19 protein-coding genes and 1 other annotated feature are annotated in these 20,173 nt (G+C 38.5%); of the genes, 7 read left to right on the forward strand and 12 right to left on the reverse strand.

The window, feature by feature from the left end; translation table 11 throughout:
• The 7 genes from BLE01S_RS13245 to BLE01S_RS13275 all read left to right on the forward strand — a co-directional run bounded on the left by BLE01S_RS13245 (position 1) and on the right by BLE01S_RS13275 (position 6,199).
• Positions 1-369, forward strand: a complete 369-nt coding sequence (locus BLE01S_RS13245) for a GntR family transcriptional regulator (RefSeq protein ID WP_066142883.1) — start codon at positions 1-3, stop codon at positions 367-369.
• Positions 369-1,265 carry an ABC transporter ATP-binding protein gene (locus tag BLE01S_RS13250; protein ID WP_066142886.1) on the forward strand — a complete coding sequence of 299 codons (897 nt, stop codon included), beginning with the start codon at positions 369-371 and terminating at the stop codon, positions 1,263-1,265. The genes BLE01S_RS13245 and BLE01S_RS13250 overlap by 1 nt, the downstream gene beginning before the upstream one ends.
• A complete protein-coding gene (locus BLE01S_RS13255) occupies positions 1,262-1,948 on the forward strand; it encodes a hypothetical protein (RefSeq protein ID WP_066142889.1) in 687 nt (228 codons plus the stop codon). Before BLE01S_RS13250 ends, BLE01S_RS13255 begins: the two co-directional genes overlap by 4 nt.
• A 30-nt stretch (positions 1,949-1,978) precedes the next feature.
• Positions 1,979-2,170, forward strand: a complete 192-nt coding sequence (locus tag BLE01S_RS13260; protein WP_066142892.1) for a hypothetical protein — start codon at positions 1,979-1,981, stop codon at positions 2,168-2,170.
• Between the two features lie 298 nt (positions 2,171-2,468).
• Complete coding sequence (locus BLE01S_RS13265) at positions 2,469-3,563, forward strand: GerAB/ArcD/ProY family transporter (protein ID WP_066142895.1); 1,095 nt, start codon at positions 2,469-2,471, stop codon at positions 3,561-3,563.
• Positions 3,560-5,038: a spore germination protein gene (locus tag BLE01S_RS13270; protein WP_066142898.1), complete on the forward strand. Its 1,479-nt coding sequence runs from the start codon at positions 3,560-3,562 to the stop codon at positions 5,036-5,038. Before BLE01S_RS13265 ends, BLE01S_RS13270 begins: the two co-directional genes overlap by 4 nt.
• A gap of 3 nt (positions 5,039-5,041) precedes the next feature.
• Positions 5,042-6,199 (forward strand): Ger(x)C family spore germination protein, encoded by a 1,158-nt coding sequence (locus BLE01S_RS13275; protein WP_066142902.1) that lies wholly within the window; start codon positions 5,042-5,044, stop codon positions 6,197-6,199.
• A gap of 80 nt (positions 6,200-6,279) precedes the next feature.
• Here the strand turns inward: BLE01S_RS13275 and leuD are convergent, their stop codons facing one another.
• The 12 genes from leuD to BLE01S_RS13335 form a co-directional block, all read right to left on the reverse strand.
• Entirely contained in the window at positions 6,280-6,867 is a 588-nt protein-coding gene (gene leuD, locus BLE01S_RS13280) for a 3-isopropylmalate dehydratase small subunit (RefSeq protein ID WP_066142905.1), read from the reverse strand.
• A complete protein-coding gene (leuC, locus tag BLE01S_RS13285) occupies positions 6,864-8,282 on the reverse strand; it encodes a 3-isopropylmalate dehydratase large subunit (protein WP_066142909.1) in 1,419 nt (472 codons plus the stop codon). Before leuC ends, leuD begins: the two co-directional genes overlap by 4 nt.
• An 11-nt stretch (positions 8,283-8,293) precedes the next feature.
• Entirely contained in the window at positions 8,294-9,391 is a 1,098-nt protein-coding gene (gene leuB, locus BLE01S_RS13290) for a 3-isopropylmalate dehydrogenase (RefSeq protein ID WP_066142913.1), read from the reverse strand.
• Between the two features lie 46 nt (positions 9,392-9,437).
• The gene (locus tag BLE01S_RS13295; protein ID WP_066142916.1) at positions 9,438-10,988 is read right to left on the reverse strand and encodes a 2-isopropylmalate synthase; all 1,551 of its coding nucleotides are present in this window, start codon (positions 10,986-10,988) and stop codon (positions 9,438-9,440) included.
• On the reverse strand, positions 10,975-12,009 hold the full coding sequence (gene ilvC / locus BLE01S_RS13300; RefSeq protein WP_066142919.1) for a ketol-acid reductoisomerase: 1,035 nt from the start codon (positions 12,007-12,009) through the stop codon (positions 10,975-10,977). Before ilvC ends, BLE01S_RS13295 begins: the two co-directional genes overlap by 14 nt.
• 18 nt (positions 12,010-12,027) lie before the next feature.
• Positions 12,028-12,543, reverse strand: a complete 516-nt coding sequence (gene ilvN, locus BLE01S_RS13305; protein ID WP_066142922.1) for an acetolactate synthase small subunit — start codon at positions 12,541-12,543, stop codon at positions 12,028-12,030.
• Positions 12,540-14,261, reverse strand: coding sequence for a biosynthetic-type acetolactate synthase large subunit (ilvB, locus tag BLE01S_RS13310; RefSeq protein ID WP_066143416.1), 1,722 nt, complete (start codon positions 14,259-14,261; stop codon positions 12,540-12,542). Before ilvB ends, ilvN begins: the two co-directional genes overlap by 4 nt.
• A gap of 148 nt (positions 14,262-14,409) precedes the next feature.
• Positions 14,410-14,654: a binding site (T-box leader), on the reverse strand.
• A gap of 43 nt (positions 14,655-14,697) precedes the next feature.
• Entirely contained in the window at positions 14,698-16,362 is a 1,665-nt protein-coding gene (gene ilvD, locus BLE01S_RS13315; protein WP_066142925.1) for a dihydroxy-acid dehydratase, read from the reverse strand.
• A gap of 21 nt (positions 16,363-16,383) precedes the next feature.
• Positions 16,384-17,283, reverse strand: a complete 900-nt coding sequence (ilvE, locus tag BLE01S_RS13320) for a branched-chain-amino-acid transaminase (RefSeq protein WP_066142928.1) — start codon at positions 17,281-17,283, stop codon at positions 16,384-16,386.
• A gap of 344 nt (positions 17,284-17,627) precedes the next feature.
• On the reverse strand, positions 17,628-17,957 hold the full coding sequence (locus BLE01S_RS13325; protein ID WP_231955879.1) for a hypothetical protein: 330 nt from the start codon (positions 17,955-17,957) through the stop codon (positions 17,628-17,630).
• Between the two features lie 375 nt (positions 17,958-18,332).
• Entirely contained in the window at positions 18,333-19,406 is a 1,074-nt protein-coding gene (locus tag BLE01S_RS13330) for an ABC transporter substrate-binding protein (protein ID WP_066142931.1), read from the reverse strand.
• The gene (locus BLE01S_RS13335) at positions 19,403-20,131 is read right to left on the reverse strand and encodes an ABC transporter permease (RefSeq protein WP_111703593.1); all 729 of its coding nucleotides are present in this window, start codon (positions 20,129-20,131) and stop codon (positions 19,403-19,405) included. The genes BLE01S_RS13330 and BLE01S_RS13335 overlap by 4 nt, the downstream gene beginning before the upstream one ends.
• Between the last annotated feature and the right edge of the window lie 42 nt (positions 20,132-20,173).

Raw genomic sequence — 20,173 nt, forward strand, 5'->3', positions numbered from 1 at the left:
TTGAAACACTTAATTGACGATGGACGTCCGATTTTCATCCAAATCGCTGAACGTATTGAAGATGATATTATTGAAGGCGGTCTTTCAGAAGAGGCGCAAGTTCCTTCAACAAACCAGTTCGCCACTTTTTATAAAATTAATCCTGCTACAGCGGCGAAAGGCGTCAATCTATTGGTAGATGAAGGCATTTTATATAAAAAGCGGGGGATTGGAATGTTTGTAGCTAATGGTGCACGTACAAAGGTAATGGAGAAAAGAAAAGAACTATTCTTTGAACAATATATAATCACGATGATGCAAGAAGCAGAAAAACTCGGAATTACAGCTGACCAACTGACCGATATGATTCGGAGAGGGGATAAAAAATAATGAAAAACGTAGTAGAAGTGACCCATTTAGAAAAAGTCTACGGTACATTTGACGCTGTTCAAAATGTTAGTTTTTCACTTGAAGAAAATAAGATATATGGCCTACTTGGCAGAAATGGCGCAGGAAAAACAACGCTAATGAACATGATTTCCGCACAAATTTTTCCTACTTCGGGAGATTTGAAAGTATTTGGAGAAGCTCCGTATGAAAACAACAAAGTTCTAAGTCAAATTTGCTTTATAAAAGAAGGTCAGAAATATCCTGACAACTTTCGTGTAATCGATGTGTTAGAAGTGGCAAAAGTAATATTTCCAAATTGGGATGCCGACTTTGCCAATATATTAATGAAGGATTTCAATCTACCACTAAAGCGGAGGATAAAGAAACTCTCCCGTGGAATGCTCTCCGCAGTTGGGATTATTATTGGTCTCGCAAGTCGAGCACCACTTACTATTTTCGATGAACCTTACTTAGGGCTTGATGCAGTCGCTCGGGGAATATTTTACGATAAGCTGATGGAAGATTACACGGAACATCCACGAACCGTTGTCCTTTCTACCCATTTAATTGATGAAGTGAGTAATTTACTTGAGCACATTCTAGTCATTGATAATGGAAAGTTGATCATTAATCAAGAGGCAGAAGATTTAAGAGGAATGGCATTTACCGTCACAGGTCAGGTGGCAAAAGTAGAAGCATTTCTTGCCGGAAAAGAAACAGTACTCCGGGAACCTTTCGGTGGATTGCTATCTGCTACTGTCATTCACGCCAATGACAGTTTAGATCATAAACAAGCAGCAGCAAATGGACTAGAGATTTCTCCGGTTTCGCTACAACAGCTCATTGTCCATTTAACGAACGGAAAATCCGAACAAAAAGGAGCGATCGCTAAATGAATAATGTTCAAAGCGTATTAAAAATACACAATAGAGATAAATGGTCTTGGATCTATATTCCAGCAATGATTCTCTTTTCGAGCTTTCTCGTAAATCTAATTGTTAGCTATTCGATTAGCAGTGTGGAAAAGTTTTATACAGGTGGCATTACCTCGATTTTCATCTATATATTTGTGGCAGGGATTCTTACTGTTGCTCAGACCTTTCCATTTGCTCTTGGGATGTCGATAAGAAGAAAAGACTTTTTTATCGGAACATCACTAATGGGGATTTCCGCAAGTATTGTGATCGGGCTGCTTATCTTGATATTTTCCATCATTGAAAAGCAATCGGATGGATGGGGTACTGGCTTACATTTTTTCTATTTTCCATATATCAATGATGGTAATCCATTACAACAATTAACTATTTATATCCTCTTATTTGCTTGCTTATTTTTCTTTGGATTTACGATTGCCAGCTTTGCACGCCGATTTGGAGGAAAAGGAATGTTCATCCTCGCCATTACTTCCTTGCTACTTGGAAGTGTCGCTGTCTTACTATGCACTTACTACCAAGTTTGGACTGACATCTTCCAATGGATTACAAACCATACGGCAATACAATTAGCCCTTTGGCTCATTCCTTTTGTTCTATTTTATCTAGTAGCTTCTTTTTTACTGCTTCGGAAGGCAACTGTATAGATTTAAAAAATATAATGGAGAAAGTAGGTAATGAAAATGAACAAGTATAAAAGAAACTCGATGATTGTGATAATTGCATCACTCTCTTTATTTTCGATCATCTCCCTGATCACTGGAAATTGGTTTATCTTTTTAGCAAGCATACCAGCTAGTCTTCTCGGTGGTATGACTAGTCTATACCCTACAAAACTACAGTGGAAAAATAGCAGTACAAAAATATAAAAAAACGACTTGCCTTAGAATTCTAGTCTGGGGGCAAGTCGTTTTTTTACATCTGTCCCATATTTAATCAACATCAAATGGCAGAATGAAAACAATTTTACCTTATTCCTTATGAATTATTTGACATACTTCTCTTCATTTTCTTGAGAACATATCTTGGCTTCAAGCTGGCACGTTTGGTTCCCCTACGCTGCTTCTGAATATATCCCACTTCCTATGGTAAGAATGAATGCTATCCCCACTCCGTTAGGTCCTTTTGTAATTGGAGTTAAAAAGTGTCGAAAGAGGAATACTTCATATGAAACAAACTGATACAATATCGAGCTGGCAAATCATTCTTATTTGTATGACAGCCATTGGATTGCATAACCACGTCATCGTCATCACGCCCCTTATTCAAACCGCTGGCAGAGATGCATGGATGTCTGTTATTGCCACAAGTGCATTAGCTTTCGTTTGGGGTTTTATTTTGTTATTTATCCATAGAGGAACGAAGCAAGAACATTTATATACATGGCTTAAGAGTCATGTAGGCAAACCAGTTGCTGTGTTAATTGGTGGGCTTGTCTATCTTTATTTTATTCTTCTCGCAACGATCACTTTAAAAGAAACAATGACTTGGACAAAAATTACCTACTTACAAAATACACCTTTAATTATCTTAACTATATTCTTTGTAATCCTTTGTCTAATTGCTGCTTTTACTAGCTTAAGAACGATCGCAATAGCCAACTTTTTCATACTCGCCTTTGTTGTGTTATTAGGTTTTTTTGTTGCATTCGCCAATATACCGGTGAAGAATTATTCTTTACTATTACCAATGCTTGAACATGGTTATAGTCCTATCATAAAAGGTATGGTTTTTCCTGGATCAGGCTTTGCAGAACTTGTATTACTCCTTTTTCTACAACATAAATTTCAATCAAAGGTTCGATATTCTCGCATTGCCTTAACGGTAATTATTATTACCTTTCTAACAGTAGGTCCTCTCATTGGAGGAATTGTTGAATTTGGCCCACAGGAAGCTGGCAAACAGCGCTTTACAGCTTTCGAAGAATGGGGATTAGTCTCATTCGGTAGATATATTGAACATTTAGATTTTCTATCTATTTACCAATGGCTAGCAGGTGCTTTTATCCGGATCTCGATGATGTTTTTAATTACGCTAGAAATTTTCCAATTGAAAAAGACAACTGGAAAAGTTGTTACGTTAACAATGCTCGCTAGTTTAACAATATTCCTGACAGTTTATCCATTTAGCGATATAACCTATTACAATATATTAAAACATTTACTCATTCCGATATCCTTTTGGTTTTGTTTCATTATTTCCTTTTTACTAGCAGGTATCGTTCTGATTATAAAGATAAAGGAAAAGAAGGAGCAAATATGACTAAAAAATCCCAAGATAAAACGCTTATTGCTTCTGACTCCATTTTCCAAATTAATCAAGTTGATTTACGGCTGCTTTTTGAACATTCTTCTGATGTTCATTTTCATCCTTTAAAATTAAATAATACGGAGATACTCCTCTTATACTGTGCAGGGATGATTGAACAGAATTTCTTAAATGAGCAAATCATTCCTGCTCTAGATCATTTTTTACAAAAAAATGAAGTCTCTTCTTTAAAACAAGAAAGCTATTTAGGTACACTTCATTTATCAGAGGTTAGATACATTACGTCCAAAGATGAGTTAATAACCGCAATATACACCGGATACGGACTATTTCATTTTAAAAATGATCATTCGATCTTAAGTATCAAAATGGAAAATAAACCACAACGTACTCCAGAAGAAACAAGTATGGAAGTCACAATAAAAGGGCCGAGAGATAACTTTATTGAAGATATTACGGTTAATATGGCTCTTATTCGTAAACGACTGCCGACAAATTCTTTACGTTCAGAACAATTCACAGTGGGGGTGCGGTCAAAAACAGCTGTACAAGTTGTTTATATTGATGATGTTGTAGATAAAGAAATCCTTGTTAAAGTAAAAAAACAAATTGAAAAAATAGAAATTGATGCCATATATAGTGGTTTTCAATTTATGCAATTAGTAGAAAATAAATTAACATTGTTTCCATTACATGATTACACTGGTAGGCCAGACTTTGTTGTCAGATCATTAATAACCGGTCGCATTATTATATTAATTGACGGTATACCATACGCTATTATTACACCTGCTAACTTTTTTTTATTGCTTAAGAGCGCAGAGGATTTGGAAAACCCTCCATTGGCAAGTAGTTTCGGACGATTAATTCGGATTCTCGGAATCTTTCTTGCTGCCTTTGCTCCCGGGTTTTGGGTAGCTATAACAGCTTTCCATCCAAATCAATTGCCATTGACTTTGCTCGCTACTGTCATACAATCACGAACAGGCATACCACTTTCAGCAGCTATGGAAGCAATGATCATGTTATTGCTTTTTGACTTATTTAGAGAAGCTGGATTGCGACTTCCCATCTCGATTGGACAAACGCTCAGTGTCGTAGGGGGGCTTATTATAGGAGATGCAGCAATCAGAGCTGGATTAACGAGTCCTTCCATGTTAGTCGTTATTGCCGCTTCAAGTGTAGCTACTTTTACACTCGTTAATCAATCGTTGATAGGTATTGTAAGCCTTATTCGATTTTTCGTATTATTACTGTCTTCCTTCTTTGGATTTTTGGGCTTTTTTGTTTCGGGCTTTGCTATTATTTTATTTTTAGCTAATATTAGGGCTTTCGGTGTTCCCTATTTACAATTAGCAACGAGATTCAATTTTCTAAATGCAATAAAAACAATTCTTCAACTTCCTGCAACAATAAATAAAAAGCGCTCGAATATGTTTGATTCCAAAGATCCTACGAGGAGGAAATAGTAGATGGCAAGTTGTTTAAAGCGATTAATTCTAATTATTTCTTCCTTAGCCTTGTTTGGTTGCTCCGATTCACGAGCACCAGAACATCTTTCGTATACACATGGTCTTGGAATTGATTATAAAGATGGGGAATATATTATATATATCCAGCTTTTAAATTTAGGCACTTTAGCCAAAAGCGAATCTGCAGGTTCAGGTGAAGATGTTGTAATAGAAGTAGGACGAGCACGCGCTAAAAATGTCGATGAAGCCATTTTTCATTTATACCGTTCGGCTGAGCAAGAAATCTACTGGGGGACACTATCATATATTATCTTATCTGAAAATCTGTTAAGGGAAGAAGGATTAAATTCCGTTATTGATATGTGGAGCAGATATCCGGAAACAAGATATCAAATTTCTCTATATATAATTAATAAAGAGATAGAAAAGGCGATGCTAACTAGTCCTGTGACGGATGTTTCAAAGGGGTTAAATAAAATTGCACGTCCAGAAAATAGTCAAAAACAAAATAACTTCGTTCCATTTATTAATTTAAGACAATTACTAATTTTATTAGATGAACCTAATCATCTCGGGGTAATTCCACATATTTCCGTTTCCGAACATAGTTGGAAACAAACAAAGAATACTCCGCGCCCATTAATTGAAATAGATGGCATATCTTTGTATGACCGTGACGAGCAACTTTTAGGTAATTTAATTGGGAAAGAAGCCCAAGGATTTAGATGGGTAACAAAAGAATTTAGTCGTAGTGATCTAATCTTACAAAAGAATAATCAACCACTTGCAGCTCTAATTGTAAATAATATTAAGACAAAAATTATACCAATTGTAAAAGACGGAAAAGTGACTTTCCAATTGAATATTAAAGCTGACACCTCTGTGAGTGAGTTGAATTTGCAATCACCTCTTCAGGAACTCGAGGAGAAAGCAGCCAAAGAAATAAAGGAGCAAGTATTATTCACTTATCTTGAGGCACTTAAATTAGATGCTGATATTTATCGTCTTTCAGAAAAACTTTATAGAAGCGATTTGCCTTCTTGGAAGAAACATAGTGAAAATGGAAAATTAGAATTAAAAGAGGAGTCACTTGAAATCGAAGTCGAAGTACTCATTAAAGATGCCTTGCGGAATCATTTGAAGCGATCTGTGAAATAAGGAACTATTATCAAGATAAAATTAGTATAAAAAAAGGGATATCCTTGATTTTCATCTTAGGATACTCCCCCTTCAATTCATTAAACAACACTTTTGCCTTCATACTCCGAAATCTTATCTTCTAATTGCAATGTCAATGCAATTTCGTCCCATCCATTGAGAAGCATTTGACGACGATATGGATCAACAGTGAACGAATACGTATCTCCGCCTTCCGTGACAACTGTTTCTGATTCTAATGAAACGGTAATCTTAAGTGGCTTTTCTTGAGACTTTTTCAACAAATCCTCCACATCTTCTTCAGCTAATTGAATTGGAAGAATGCCATTTTTAAAACAGTTATTGAAAAAGATATCTGCAAAGCTCATTGCAATGACAACACGGAAACCATAATCACCAAGTGCCCATGGTGCGTGCTCACGGGAAGATCCACAACCAAAGTTGTCTCTAGCAATTAGAATTTCACTATTCGCATATGCAGGTTTGTTTAACTCAAATCCTGCTCTTTCAACACCTTCATCATCATAGCGCCAATGATAAAACAGGAATCTGCCAAAACCAGTTCGTTCAATTCGCTTTAGAAATTGCTTAGGAATAATTTGATCCGTATCGACATTCGAACGGTCTAATGGCGCAAGTACGCTCGTTACTTCTTTAATTGGTCTCATACTAGCGCCTCCTTCTCTTGTTTAAATGTACGAACATCAACAAAATGTCCTGCAATTGCCGCTGCTGCTGCCATAGCTGGGCTGACTAAATGTGTACGTGATCCATTTCCTTGACGACCTTCAAAGTTACGATTTGATGTGGATGCACAACGCATTCCCGGTGGTACTTGGTCTGCATTCATTGCTAGACACATACTGCATCCTGTTTCACGCCATTCAAATCCAGCATCTAGGAAAATTTGATCCAATCCTTCTTGCTCGGCTATTGTTTTCACTGTTCTTGAACCTGGTACAATAATTGCATTAACATTAGGATTTACTTTCTGACCTGCAACAATTTTCGACGCAGCTCGTAAGTCCTCAATTCGGGAATTCGTACAAGAACCAATGAACACATATTGGATATCAATATCTGTCATTTTTGTTCCGCCTTCAAGCCCCATGTACTCAAGCGCTTTTTCAATCTCCACTTTGTCAGCTTCTGTTTGTGCATCCTCTGGACGTGGCACCTGACCGTTTACACCAACACCCATTCCTGGATTCGTTCCCCATGTAACAACAGGTTCAATTTCAGATGCATTGATCTCAATAACAGCATCATATTGAGCATCTGAATCAGTTGCAAGCTTTCTCCATTTTGCTTTTAACTGTTCAAATTCTTCACCTTGAGCTACATGTGGTCGGCCTTCCAAATAAGCAAATGTTGTCTCATCTGGAGCAATTAGACCAGCTTTTGCTCCGGCTTCAATTGACATATTACATACAGTCATACGCTCTTCCATCGTTAGATTTCTAATGGCGCTACCTGTAAATTCAAAAATATGACCAGTACCAATATTAATCCCGTATTTAGCAATAATCGCCAAAATTAAGTCTTTTGATGTTACACCAGCACCCAATTCTCCATTCACTTGCACTTGCATCGTTTTCGGCTTTGCTTGCCACAATGTTTGGGTAGACAATACATGCTCTACCTCACTCGTACCGATTCCAAATGCCAATGCACCCATTGCTCCATGTGTTGATGTATGACTATCACCACAAACAATCGTTTTACCTGGTTGAGTCAAACCAAGTTCTGGTCCAATAACATGCACAATACCTTGATCTGGATGCCCCATCCCAGCTAAAGGTACGTTAAATTCAGCACAGTTTTTTTCAAGTGTCGTCATTTGTTTTTGAGAAATCGGATCCTCTACTGCCTCATTTAAACGTGTCGGCACATTATGATCCATCGTAGCAAATGTTAATTCTGGTCTTCTTACTTTTCTATCATTTATACGTAACCCTTCAAAAGCTTGAGGAGAAGTCACTTCATGTACTAGATGAAGATCGATATACAGCAAATCAGGCTTTCCTTCTTCCCTGTGGACAACGTGACTCTCCCATATTTTCTCAATAATTGTTTTGCCCATCTTTCTTCACCTCACATACTTGCCGATTTATTTTTATCTGTTACTTTTGCTTCGATTTCAGCAACAATTTTTTCTGTCATTTCTGTCGTTGATAGAACGTTTCTTCCAATATTTATGAATTCAGTTGTACAATAGCCGTTCTCAAGTACAGTTTCCACTGCCTCTTCAACAGCTTTCGCTTCCTCAATCATCCCTAATGAGCTCCGGAGCATCATTGCTGCTGATAAAATGGCCCCAAGTGGATTTGCTTTATTTTGCCCAGCTATATCTGGAGCAGAGCCATGTACTGGTTCATACATTCCGAAACCATCCGAGCGAAGGCTAGCAGATGGTAACATACCTAGAGAGCCTGTAATAACTGAAGCTTCGTCACTTAAAATATCACCGAACATATTTTCAGTTACAATTACATCAAATGCTGCTGGATAAGTAATCAATTTCATTGCTGCTGCATCCACAAGCATATGTTCATATTCAACTTCTGGATATTTTAGTGCTACTTCCTCCACTACTTTTCTCCATAGTTTACTAGATTCTAAAACATTAGCCTTATCTACCGATGCTACTTTATTTCTACGCAATTTTGCTAATTCAAAGGCATGAATCACTACACGTTCAATTTCTTCTCTCGTATAAACCAATGAATCTACTGCTTTTTCTTCATCATGAAAGCTTGGTTCTCCAAAATATAAGCCGCCCGTTAATTCTCGGACGATCATCATATCAACACCTTCTGCTACTTCTTCCTTCAGTGGAGATACAGCCAACAAGCTTTTGAATGCTTGCACTGGTCGAAGATTCACACTTAATTCAAAGTGTTTGCGAATTTGAAGAAGCCCTCTTTCTGGTCGCAAATGGGATGGATTATTATCCCATGCTGGTCCCCCGACCGCACCTAGCAAGATTGCATCACTTGCTTCGCAAATCTTAATTGTTTCGTCAGGTAACGGCTGGCCTGCTTGATCGATAGCTTCCCCACCGAGTAAGCCGTATACCCACTCAAACTCGTGATGAAAACGGCGGCCGATTGATTCCAATACAGCCGTTGCCGCGTCTGTTACCTCTTTACCAATTCCGTCTCCGCGTAATACAGCTACTCGTTTCTTCATCTTCATATCCCCTTATATATACAGTCCTTTTGAAATTAAAAAGTAATTAGATGGTGGTTGTTTTAATCATTTTTTTCATATGATCTTGTAATAAGTTACGATTAATTGCATTTAAATATGCTTTCGCTGATGCTTCTAAAACATCTTGTGCAGAGTCTCTTCCAGTCAATTCTTCTCCATTAAAAGTTAAATTAATAACTGCTTCAGCAAGAGCATCGCGTCCCTTTCCTATTGAAGAAACCCGATAATCAAGAACGTGGACTTTACTATCAATAATTGTTTCTAACGTATTGAAAATTGCTTCCACACTTCCCGCGCCATTCATCGTTTCAATAACCTTTGTTCCATCTGGTTTTTTAACGCTGACTGTGGCTGATGGAGTATGTGCTGTCTCATATTGAACTTCTACCTTTTCCAACTCGTAAACAGATGCATCCGCTTCTCTTAATTGTTGGTTTGTTAAAATCGTCCATAGATCTTCTTCCGTCATTTCTTTTTTTCTGTCTGCAAGCTTTTTAAACTCTTTAAAAGCTTGATTCAAAGCCTCTTGATCCAATTCAAATCCCATGGACTTTGCTCGGTCTTGAAACGCATGACGCCCTGAATGTTTCCCCATCACTAAATTATTTGATGCTTCACCAATCAGTTCAGGTGTAATGATTTCATATGTTGTAGGTTCTTTTAATACGCCATCCTGGTGAATGCCTGACTCATGTGCAAATGCGTTTTTTCCAACTACAGCTTTATTTGCTTGGATGGACATGCCTGTCAATTTGCTAACAAGCTGGCTTGTGCGTTTAATCTCACTCAATGTCAAATTTGTTTTGATATTTTCATAAAAGTCTTGCCTCGTATAAAGAGCGACACCGACTTCTTCAAGAGCAGCATTCCCAGCTCTTTCACCAATCCCGTTAATAGTTCCTTCTACTTGATCTGCGCCATTTTCAATTGCAGCTAAAGTATTAGCTACTGCCATGCCAAGATCATTATGACAATGAGCCGAAAGCTTCGCTTGTTCAATATTAGGGACATTTTCTTTTAAATAGCGGAATAGCGCTCCGTATTCCTGAGGTGTTGCGTATCCTACCGTATCAGGAATATTAATCACAGATGCTCCAGCTTTGATCGCTTGTTCCACAATATGTGCTAGAAATGCACGGTCGGAACGAAAAGCATCTTCTGCTGACCACTGTACAAGTGGAAAAAATGTTTTAGCATATTTGATTGTTTCAACAGCTGTTTCCACTACTTGTTCCGGTGTTTGTTTTAATTTATATTTCATATGAATAGGTGAGGTGGCTAGAAATACGTGGAGCCTAGGGCATTCCGCCACTTTCAACGCTTCCCATGCATGGTCAATATCTGACTTGACTGATCGCGCAAGCCCTGTAACGGACGAAGTTTTTATTGTTGAGGCAATTTTTCTAACAGCATCTAGATCACCAGGAGAGGCGGCGGGAAAACCCGCCTCCATTACATCCACTCCAAAGCGTTCTAGCTGTTTAGCAATTTCAAGCTTTTCAGCTGTATTTAAATTAATACCAGCTGATTGCTCCCCATCACGTAAAGTAGTATCAAAGATGTCAATTTTTCGCACTTGCCACCACTTCCTTGTCAGCTTTCTTTTTACCAGCTTTAACAAATGGCATCATATCGCGAAGCTCTTTACCTACTTTCTCAATCAAATGTTCACTTTCACGTTGGTTAATAGCATTAAATTCAGGTCTATTTAATTGGTTCTCAAGCAACCAGCCTTTCGCAAATTTACCTGTTTGGATATCGTCAAGAATATCTTTCATACGGCCTTTCGTATCAGCGTCAACAACGCGTGGTCCTGAAACGAAGTCACCCCATTGTGCTGTATCAGAAATTGAATAGCGCATTCCAGCAAGACCATCTTCATACATTAAATCAACAATCAATTTCAATTCATGCAAGCACTCAAAGTAAGCAACTTCAGGTTGGTAACCTGCTTCAACAAGCGTTTCGAAACCAGCTTTTACAAGTGCAGTTGTTCCACCGCAAAGCACTGCTTGCTCTCCGAATAGATCTGTTTCTGTTTCTTCTTGGAAAGTTGTTTCTAATACTCCTGCACGAGCACTTCCAATACCTTTTGCATAAGCTAATGCAGTTTCTCTTGCTTTACCTGATGCATCTTGATAGATTGCGAAAAGAGCTGGAACGCCTGCACCTTCTTGATAAGTACGTCTTACTAGGTGTCCTGGACCCTTTGGTGCAACTAAGAATACATCAACGTTCGAAGGAGGAACGATTTGGCTGAAATGTACGTTAAAGCCATGTGCAAATACTAAAGATTTTCCTTCTGTTAGCTCAGATTTCACTTCATTTTCATATACTTCTGTTTGTCTTTCATCCGGAAGCAAGATCATGATGATATCAGCTTGTGCACTAGCTTCTTTAACTGAATATACTTCATGTCCGTCTTCAACTGCTTGATCATATGATTTTCCTGGTCTAATACCTACTACTACATCAAAACCACTTTCTTTCAAGTTCGTTGCATGTGCATGCCCTTGTGATCCATAACCTAATACTGCAATTTTCTTTCCCTGTAGGTCCTGCTCATTAATCTCATTGTTATAATATACTTTTGCCATTTTTGTCCATCTCCTCTTTTATAATTGTAATAATAATTGCGGTGTTTCTGATTTCTGTTGCTCCCTTACAAATGCGGTAACACCTGTACGGGCTATATCTTTGATTCCATATGGCTTTAATAGTTCGATAAAGGCATCCACTTTTGTGGGTTCGCCTGTTACTTGAACAGTGACCATACTTTTGCCCATATCAATTACGGTTGCTCGGAAAGGTTCGATAATGCTGTACACTTCACTGCGAACCGACGGTGGGCAAAGCACTTTAATGAGTGCCAATTCACGCGTAACGATTGATTTGTCGGTAATATCCGTCACTTTTAATACATCAATCTGCTTTTGGAGCTGTTTAAGTAACTGCTCCATCTTATTAGGATCTTCCATCGGAACGATAAATGTCATTTTTGAAATTCCCGGCTTTCCGGTCGCCCCGACTGTGATACTTTCGATATTAAACTGTCTTTTGGCGAATAATCCGGTTATGCGGTTCAACACTCCACTATTATTGTTGACTGTTACAGTAACAACCCGTTTCATTCTCCCACCCCTATCATTTCATGCAGGCCTTTCCCCGCTTCAACCATTGGGTTGACAAATTCTTTTTGTTCAACTTGGAAATCTATTAGTACAGGCCCCGGATTATTAAATGCCTTCTCGATTACCGCTTTTGCTTCTTCTTCAGTCTTAGCACGATAACCTCTGATCCCATACGCCTCAGCAAGTTTTACGAAGTCTGGCTGTTCTGAAAATATGGAATGTGAGTAGCGTTCTTCATAAAATAGTTCTTGCCACTGACGAACCATTCCAAGACATTGATTATTGATAATTACAATTTTTACTGGCAAATTGAGTTCCTTTATTACCGAAAGTTCCTGCAACGTCATTTGGAAACCACCGTCTCCAGTAACTGCTACAACTGTTTTATCTGGAGAAGCTAATTGTGCGCCAATCGCAGCCGGGAAGCCAAAGCCCATCGTTCCAAGTCCGCCTGAAGTTACCCAGTTATCAGGACCGTTAAACCCATAATACTGTGCAGCCCACATTTGATGCTGTCCAACATCTGTTGTTACAATCGCATCCCCACCTGTAAATTCATGAACCATTTTAATTACATGTGGTGCGGAAAGTGAATCTTCTTTTGATATAGGAGTTTTGAACGGGAACTTTTCCTTATAATCTTGTAAGTGCTCTGTCCATTCACTAATGTCAGGAAGATTGAATTCCTTTTTCAATAGCTCTTTCAATACTTCTTTTGCATCCCCTACAATCGGAATCTCTGTTTCCACATTCTTGCCGATTTCAGCTGGATCAATATCAATGTGAGCTACTATAGCATTTGGTGCAAAATGCGCTAAGTTTCCAGTCAATCTATCATCAAAGCGTGCGCCAAAATTGATTAGCAAGTCACATTCTGTGATGGCCATATTCGAACCATAGGTTCCATGCATTCCAGCCATTCCCAAAAATTGTGGATGATCACCAGGAATTGTACCTAAGCCCAAGAGAGTATTCGTAATTGGGAAACCAGTTCTATCTACAAATTCTTTCAAATAGTCTGACCCCTTAGCGAATAAGACGCCTGCCCCTGCAAGAATCAAAGGCTTTTTAGCATTGGCCATTGCTCCTGCAAGCTTTTGAATTTGCAAGTAATTTGGTTGAGTTGTCGGTTGATAGCCCGGTAAGTTAATCGGTTCATCTTCATAACTTCCTGCTGGAGCCGTTGCAATATCTTTTGGGATATCGACTAGGACTGGTCCCGGACGTCCTGTCGAAGCAATATAGAAAGCTTCTTTAATAATTCTACCTAAATCTTCAACTTTTTTTACTTGGTAATTATGCTTTGTGATTGGCATTGTAATACCAATTATGTCTGACTCTTGAAATGCATCTGTTCCAAGCAAGGAGCTTGCTACTTGACCAGTAAAGACTACAAGCGGCAATGAATCCATCATCGCATCTGCAATTCCAGTAACTAAATTTGTTGCACCTGGACCAGATGTAGCCATTACGACTCCTGGTTTTCCCGTTACTCTCGCATATCCTTCTGCAGCATGAATGGCTCCCTGTTCATGTCTCGTCAACACATGCCTGATTGGATTTTTATGAAGTGCATCATAAATTGGTAGTGCTGCTCCTCCCGGATAACCGAAAATAATATCTACCTTTTCCTTTTGCAGTGTCTCAATGAAAAGATCTGCTCCAGTTTTCACTTGTTCCTTAACGGCCGTGTCCGATTGCTGATTGGTCGCATTCATCGGGATACCCATACTCACAGCATAGCGCCTTCCTTTCACGTTCTATATTTTTTTATTGCTAGATTAACTAAGGTCCATCTCTTTCGCATGTGGCATTTTTTTACAAACAAAAAAGTTTTTTCAGCCCACACAAAAGGAGAACCTTTCATGCAGGGATGAAAAAACTTTCATGGTACCACCCTACTTCTCAGTGATTTACACTGACTCAGGAGTGACGCAATGTCACTCTTTGATAACGGGGACTTTGTAATCCCCGTGAATCCATAGTCGCTTTCGCTTTCAGGATTCATGCTCTAAGGTGATGTCGCGAATGGCTGTATTGCCGGTTTCCAGCAGTTCCGGCTCTCTGTAAATACAGGATTCCATTCACTTTTTCCTTATCATTGCATTATTAGTAAATATCAAAAAATTCTCTATTTAGGATATCTACTTTTTATTATATTTTCATAACTCCGCCAGTATTAGCAGAAGTAACAAGTTTTGAATATCTGGCTAGATAGCCTTTTTTAATTTTAGGTTCAAATGGTTGGATCTTTGCTTGGCGTTCAGCCAAGACTTCATCTGACACTTGAAGTTCAATTGTTCTGTTAATTAGGTCGATAATGATCCCATCACCATCTTCGACAAGAGCAATCGGTCCGCCTTCTGCCGCTTCTGGTGAAATATGTCCGATTGAAATGCCACGTGATGCTCCTGAGAACCGACCGTCTGTAATAAGAGCAACCTTTGTTCCCAGTCCCCTTCCTGCAATGGCTGCCGTTGGTGCAAGCATTTCTGGCATTCCCGGTCCACCTTTTGGCCCTTCGTAACGAATGACTACTACATGGCCTTCTTTAACCGTACCATCATTAATACCTTGTTGTGCAGCTTCTTGAGACTCAAACACAATTGCTTTTCCGTGGAAAGTCTTAATGGATGGATCCACAGCTCCCACTTTTATTACTCCTCCGTCTGGTGCTAGGTTTCCGTAAAGAACAGATAAACCACCAACCGGACTATATGGATTTTCGCGTGGGCGAATGACTTTTGGATTTGTTATAACATTGTCTTTTACATTCTCGTATACAGTCTTTCCAGTTACCGTCATGCGATCACTTTCAACTGCTCCCATTTCGCATAATTCACGAATAATAGCACTTATTCCCCCTGCATCATGTACATCTTGCATCGTGTAATCTGATGCCGGGGCAATTTTAGCCAAATAAGGAACTCTTTCTGCTACTTTGTTGATACGAGATAAATCATAATCTATTTCTGCTTCATGTGCAATAGCTAATGTATGGAGTACCGTGTTAGTCGAGCCACCCATTGCCATATCAAGCGCAAAAGCATCATCGATTGTTCTTTCACTAATTAAATCACGTGGTTTAATATCTTCTTTCACCATTCTTACTAAATGATGTGCTGCTTCTTTAATTAGTCTGTGGCGTTCATTAGATGTAGCTACAATTGTACCATTACCTGGTAAAGCAAAGCCTAGCATTTCCATCAATGAGTTCATTGAGTTAGCCGTGAACATTCCCGAACACGAACCACAAGTAGGACATGCATTTTGTTCAATATCAAGAAGCTTTTCTGCTGTCATTTTACCAGAATGATAAGCCCCAACTCCTTCAAAAACTGATGTGAGTGTAAGTGGTTCACCTTCAGATGAAACACCGCCTTCCATCGGTCCGCCTGATACAAAAACAGAAGGAACGTTCGTTCTGACTGCTGACATTAACATACCTGGTGTTATTTTATCGCAGTTTGGAATATAAAATACCCCGTCGAACCAGTGCGCATTAATTACTGTTTCCGCTGAGTCTGCAATTAGTTCCCGACTCGGCAGGGAATAACGCATTCCAATGTGGCCCATGGCAATCCCATCATCGACTCCAATTGTATTAAATTCGAAAGGTACTCCGCCTGCTTCCCAGATCGCTTCTTTTACGATATCAGCAAACTCACGCAAATGTTTATGTCCAGGAATAATATCAATATATGAATTACAAACGCCAATAAATGGCTTTTCTAAATCCTTCGTTTTAATACCCGTTGCATATAATAAACTTCGGTGTGGGGCACGATCTATCCCCTTCTTAATCATATCACTTCGCATATTACCTCTCCTGATTCTGTCCTAGCTGACATGTAATGTTTGGTCGTATACTTTTACTCCATCTGTTTGAGTTAGTTCTCTAAAGCCTTCGAGTAATATGCTTGTAATCGGACCCGGTTTTCCATCACCAATAACTCTTCCGTCTACCTTGTTGACAGCGATCACTTCTGCCGCTGTACCAGTGAGAAAAACTTCATCTGCCGTATATACATCATGTCTTGTGAAAACATCCTCGGATACTTCATAGCCTTTTTCTCGCGCGATTTTTATAATTGCATTGCGCGTAACTCCGACTAAAGCTCCTACATAACCTGGTGGAGTTAATAATTTATTATCTTTAACAATAAATATGTTATCTGCTGAACCTTCTGCTACATACCCTTGATCATTCAACATCAAGGCTTCTTGTACTCCCGCAAGGTTAGCTTCAATTTTCACAAGTATATTATTTAAATAATTCAGAGATTTAACCATTGGACTAAGCACATCAGAACGATTACGTCTCGTTGCCACAGTCACTATTTCTAAACCTGTTTCATATAATTCTTTCGGAAAAATACTAAGTGGCTCTGCAATTACAATCACTTGAGCTCTTGCGCAAGTATATGGACTAAGTCCCAAATCTCCCACTCCTCGAGAGACAACGAGACGAATATATCCATCTTTTAACTTATTTTGACGGAGCGTTTCAACAACAATATTGGTCATTTCCTCTTTCGTATATGGGATTGTCAGCATAATGGATTTCGCCGAATCATATAAGCGTGTTAAATGTTCTTCTAAACGAAATACATTCCCGCTATATGATCGTATACCTTCGAATACTCCATCTCCATATAGAAATCCATGATCATATACAGATACAACGGCGTCTTCTTTTTTTACGAATTGGCCATTGAGGAAAATCAATTGCTCACTCACTGCTGTTCGCCCCTCTCACTTGTGCTACTGTTTTAAAGTTTTTGATTTATTAAATTGTTCTCAATGATACCTTGATATTGCTGAAACGTCAATACATTTTCAGAATGTTTTATTAGTTGGAAATAATGTTTTATTTATGTATCCGTTTACAATGTAGTAAAATCAACCTTTGTTAAAAATCATTATTATTCTATTTTTTTCGACATTATTTTTAAACTAAAAAAAGCTCAGAAATCCACTTCCTTATATGGAAGTAATTTCCCGAAGTTAATAGTTTGGTAGGATTATTTTAGAGTAAAGTGATAGAAAGTTGCGAAGATCCTGTAGTAGAAGTTTTGACACATTTAAATCATTCCCATTGTTCTTTGAACCCTGCGGATATCTTTTTTATTTGTCCACGTTTCATCTTTTAAAATTTCAATACTGTCTTCAAGTGTTTTAATCTGTTCTTTCACTACACCAAAATCCTTTGCATTTTGTAAACGCAGTTCACTCATTTCAGCTTTTAAACCTTCTTGCCCTACTTTAAGCGCCCCTAAAATCTGGCCATGTTCCTTAAACTTTTGGCTATGCTCGTTCAAAATTTGGCTGTGCTCATTTAAGATTCGGCTGTGTTCGTTTAGAGTGCTTTTTATTTCTTTCAGCATTCCCAGGATTTCTTTCTCCATATTCATATATTCCCCCTCCTTTCTACATTAATTTTATTATATCATTTCAAGTCAAAAAGTCGACTACTGGAATAGTCAGTAGTCGACTTAAAAGTGCTTTACTTAGGCTCGCACGACGCGAGTCATAACGGCGTTGCCACACGACGTGGCGTTCTTAGCCGTTGTTCCACTATTGTCTAGCTACAGCGCCCAACGACTAGCAAACTTCGTGATTCTTCCTACGATAAGTCAACATCGGTTCGCCTTGCAGGCTTTCCGTGTTTCCTTTATCTCGTATGAAAGGATCCTCGACTAAAATCGCCACGTCCTGTGGCAACATCGAGGGACCCGCATCATGCGGGCCCAGTTTGTACGTCGCTAAACGGGCGCTTTCGCTTTTCTTTATTTCCTATGCATTTTGAATTCTAGGAAGAGTTCGTTGTAGTGTGCGAGCATTTTTTTGCCGAGGTTGTCGTACACTTCTAGCTTTTCTGTTAGTTCTGCGTCTGGATAAAATCTTTTATCTTCTGTGATTTCATCTGGCATGAATTCTAATGCTTTCGCGTTTGGTGTGGAATATCCTACATATTCGGCATTTTGCGCTGCGTTTTGTGGATCAAGCATAAAATTAATAAATTGATGGGCCCCATCTATGTTTTTCGCAGATTTTGGAATGACCATATTATCGAACCAAAGATTTGATCCTTCTTCGGGAATCACATAATCGAGGTCCTCATTCTCCCACATAATATCCGCTGCTTCTCCCGACCACACGACACCAATTGCTGCTTCTTCATTGGCCACAAGCAGTTTGATTTCATCTCCAATAATTGCTTTAATATTTGGCGTAAGTTCATCTAGCTTTTGTTTTGCTTCAAGCAGACGGTCTTTATCCGTTTCATTCAATGAATAATGGAGGCTATTCAAGCCCATTCCAATGGCTTCTCTTGCACCATCCACGAGAAAAATTTGGTTCTTTAACTCTGGATCCCATAAATCGTTCCAACTTGTTAATTCTTTTCCACCAATCATTTTTGGATTATAAACAATTCCGAAGGTTCCCCAAAAATACGGAATCGAATATTCATTATTTTCATCAAAGGACAAATCCAAATAATGCTCATCGATGTATTTTAAGTTTGGCAGCTTTTTATGATCAAGCGGTATGAGTAGATCTTCCTCTTTCATTTTGCTAATCGCATATTCAGAAGGAATGGTAATATCATAGGCCGTTCCCCCTTGAGAGATTTTTGTCATCATCGCTTCATTCGAATCGAACGTTTGATATACAACCTTCATGCCTGTTTCCTTCTCAAACTTATTTATTAAATCCGGATCAATATAATCGCCCCAATTATATACATTCAACGTGTTGCCACTTGTATAGCCTTGTGAGGAATTCAAATGTGATACGAAGTAAAGTAAAGCGAAAGAGACAACAAAAATTAGTACAAACATTCGTAAAAGCTTACTCATGGCTTCCTCACCTCCATGGCCGTGGATCTAGCATTGCGTTGATTAATGAAATAATAACCAATCACAAGCACAATCGTAAGTAGAAATATTAGAGTTGATAAAGCGTTAATTTCAAGGGAAATCCCTTGACGAGCTCTCGAGTAGATTTCTACAGATAATGTTGAAAATCCATTGCCTGTAACGAAAAAGGTAACAGCAAAATCATCAAGTGAATATGTTAAAGCCATAAAAAACCCTGCAAAAATACCTGGTGTAATGTAAGGCAATATCACTTTCGAGAGAATATTCCAGTTGCTGGCCCCCAGGTCTCGTGCCGCATCAATTAGCGATGAGCTCATTTCTTGGAGTTTAGGCAACACCATAATTACGACGATTGGTACACTGAATGCTATATGCGATAACAATACGGATATAAACCCTAACCTAATACCAATCATTGTAAATAATATAAGAAAAGACGCACCAATGATGACATCTGGACTAACAATTAAAACATTATTTAATGTTTGTAACGTATTTTTCGTCCTTCGTTTTTTTACATACGTAATTGCAAGTGCACCTAACACACCAAGAATCGTTGAAATCGCGGCAGATAATAATGCAATAATGAGTGTGTTTAAAGCGATGATCAAAAGCCTTGTGTCTTGAAAAACTTCTTTGTACCAATCAAGTGTAAACCCCTCAAAATTTCGCATCGATCCTCCAGCGTTAAATGAGTAGTACATTAAATATAAAATTGGTGCATAAAGAATGAAAAAAACAAAGAT

The sequence above is a fragment of the Lederbergia lenta NBRC 16444 genome, assembly GCF_001591545.1.
Taxonomy (GTDB): Bacteria; Bacillota; Bacilli; order Bacillales; family Bacillaceae_C; genus Lederbergia; species Lederbergia lenta.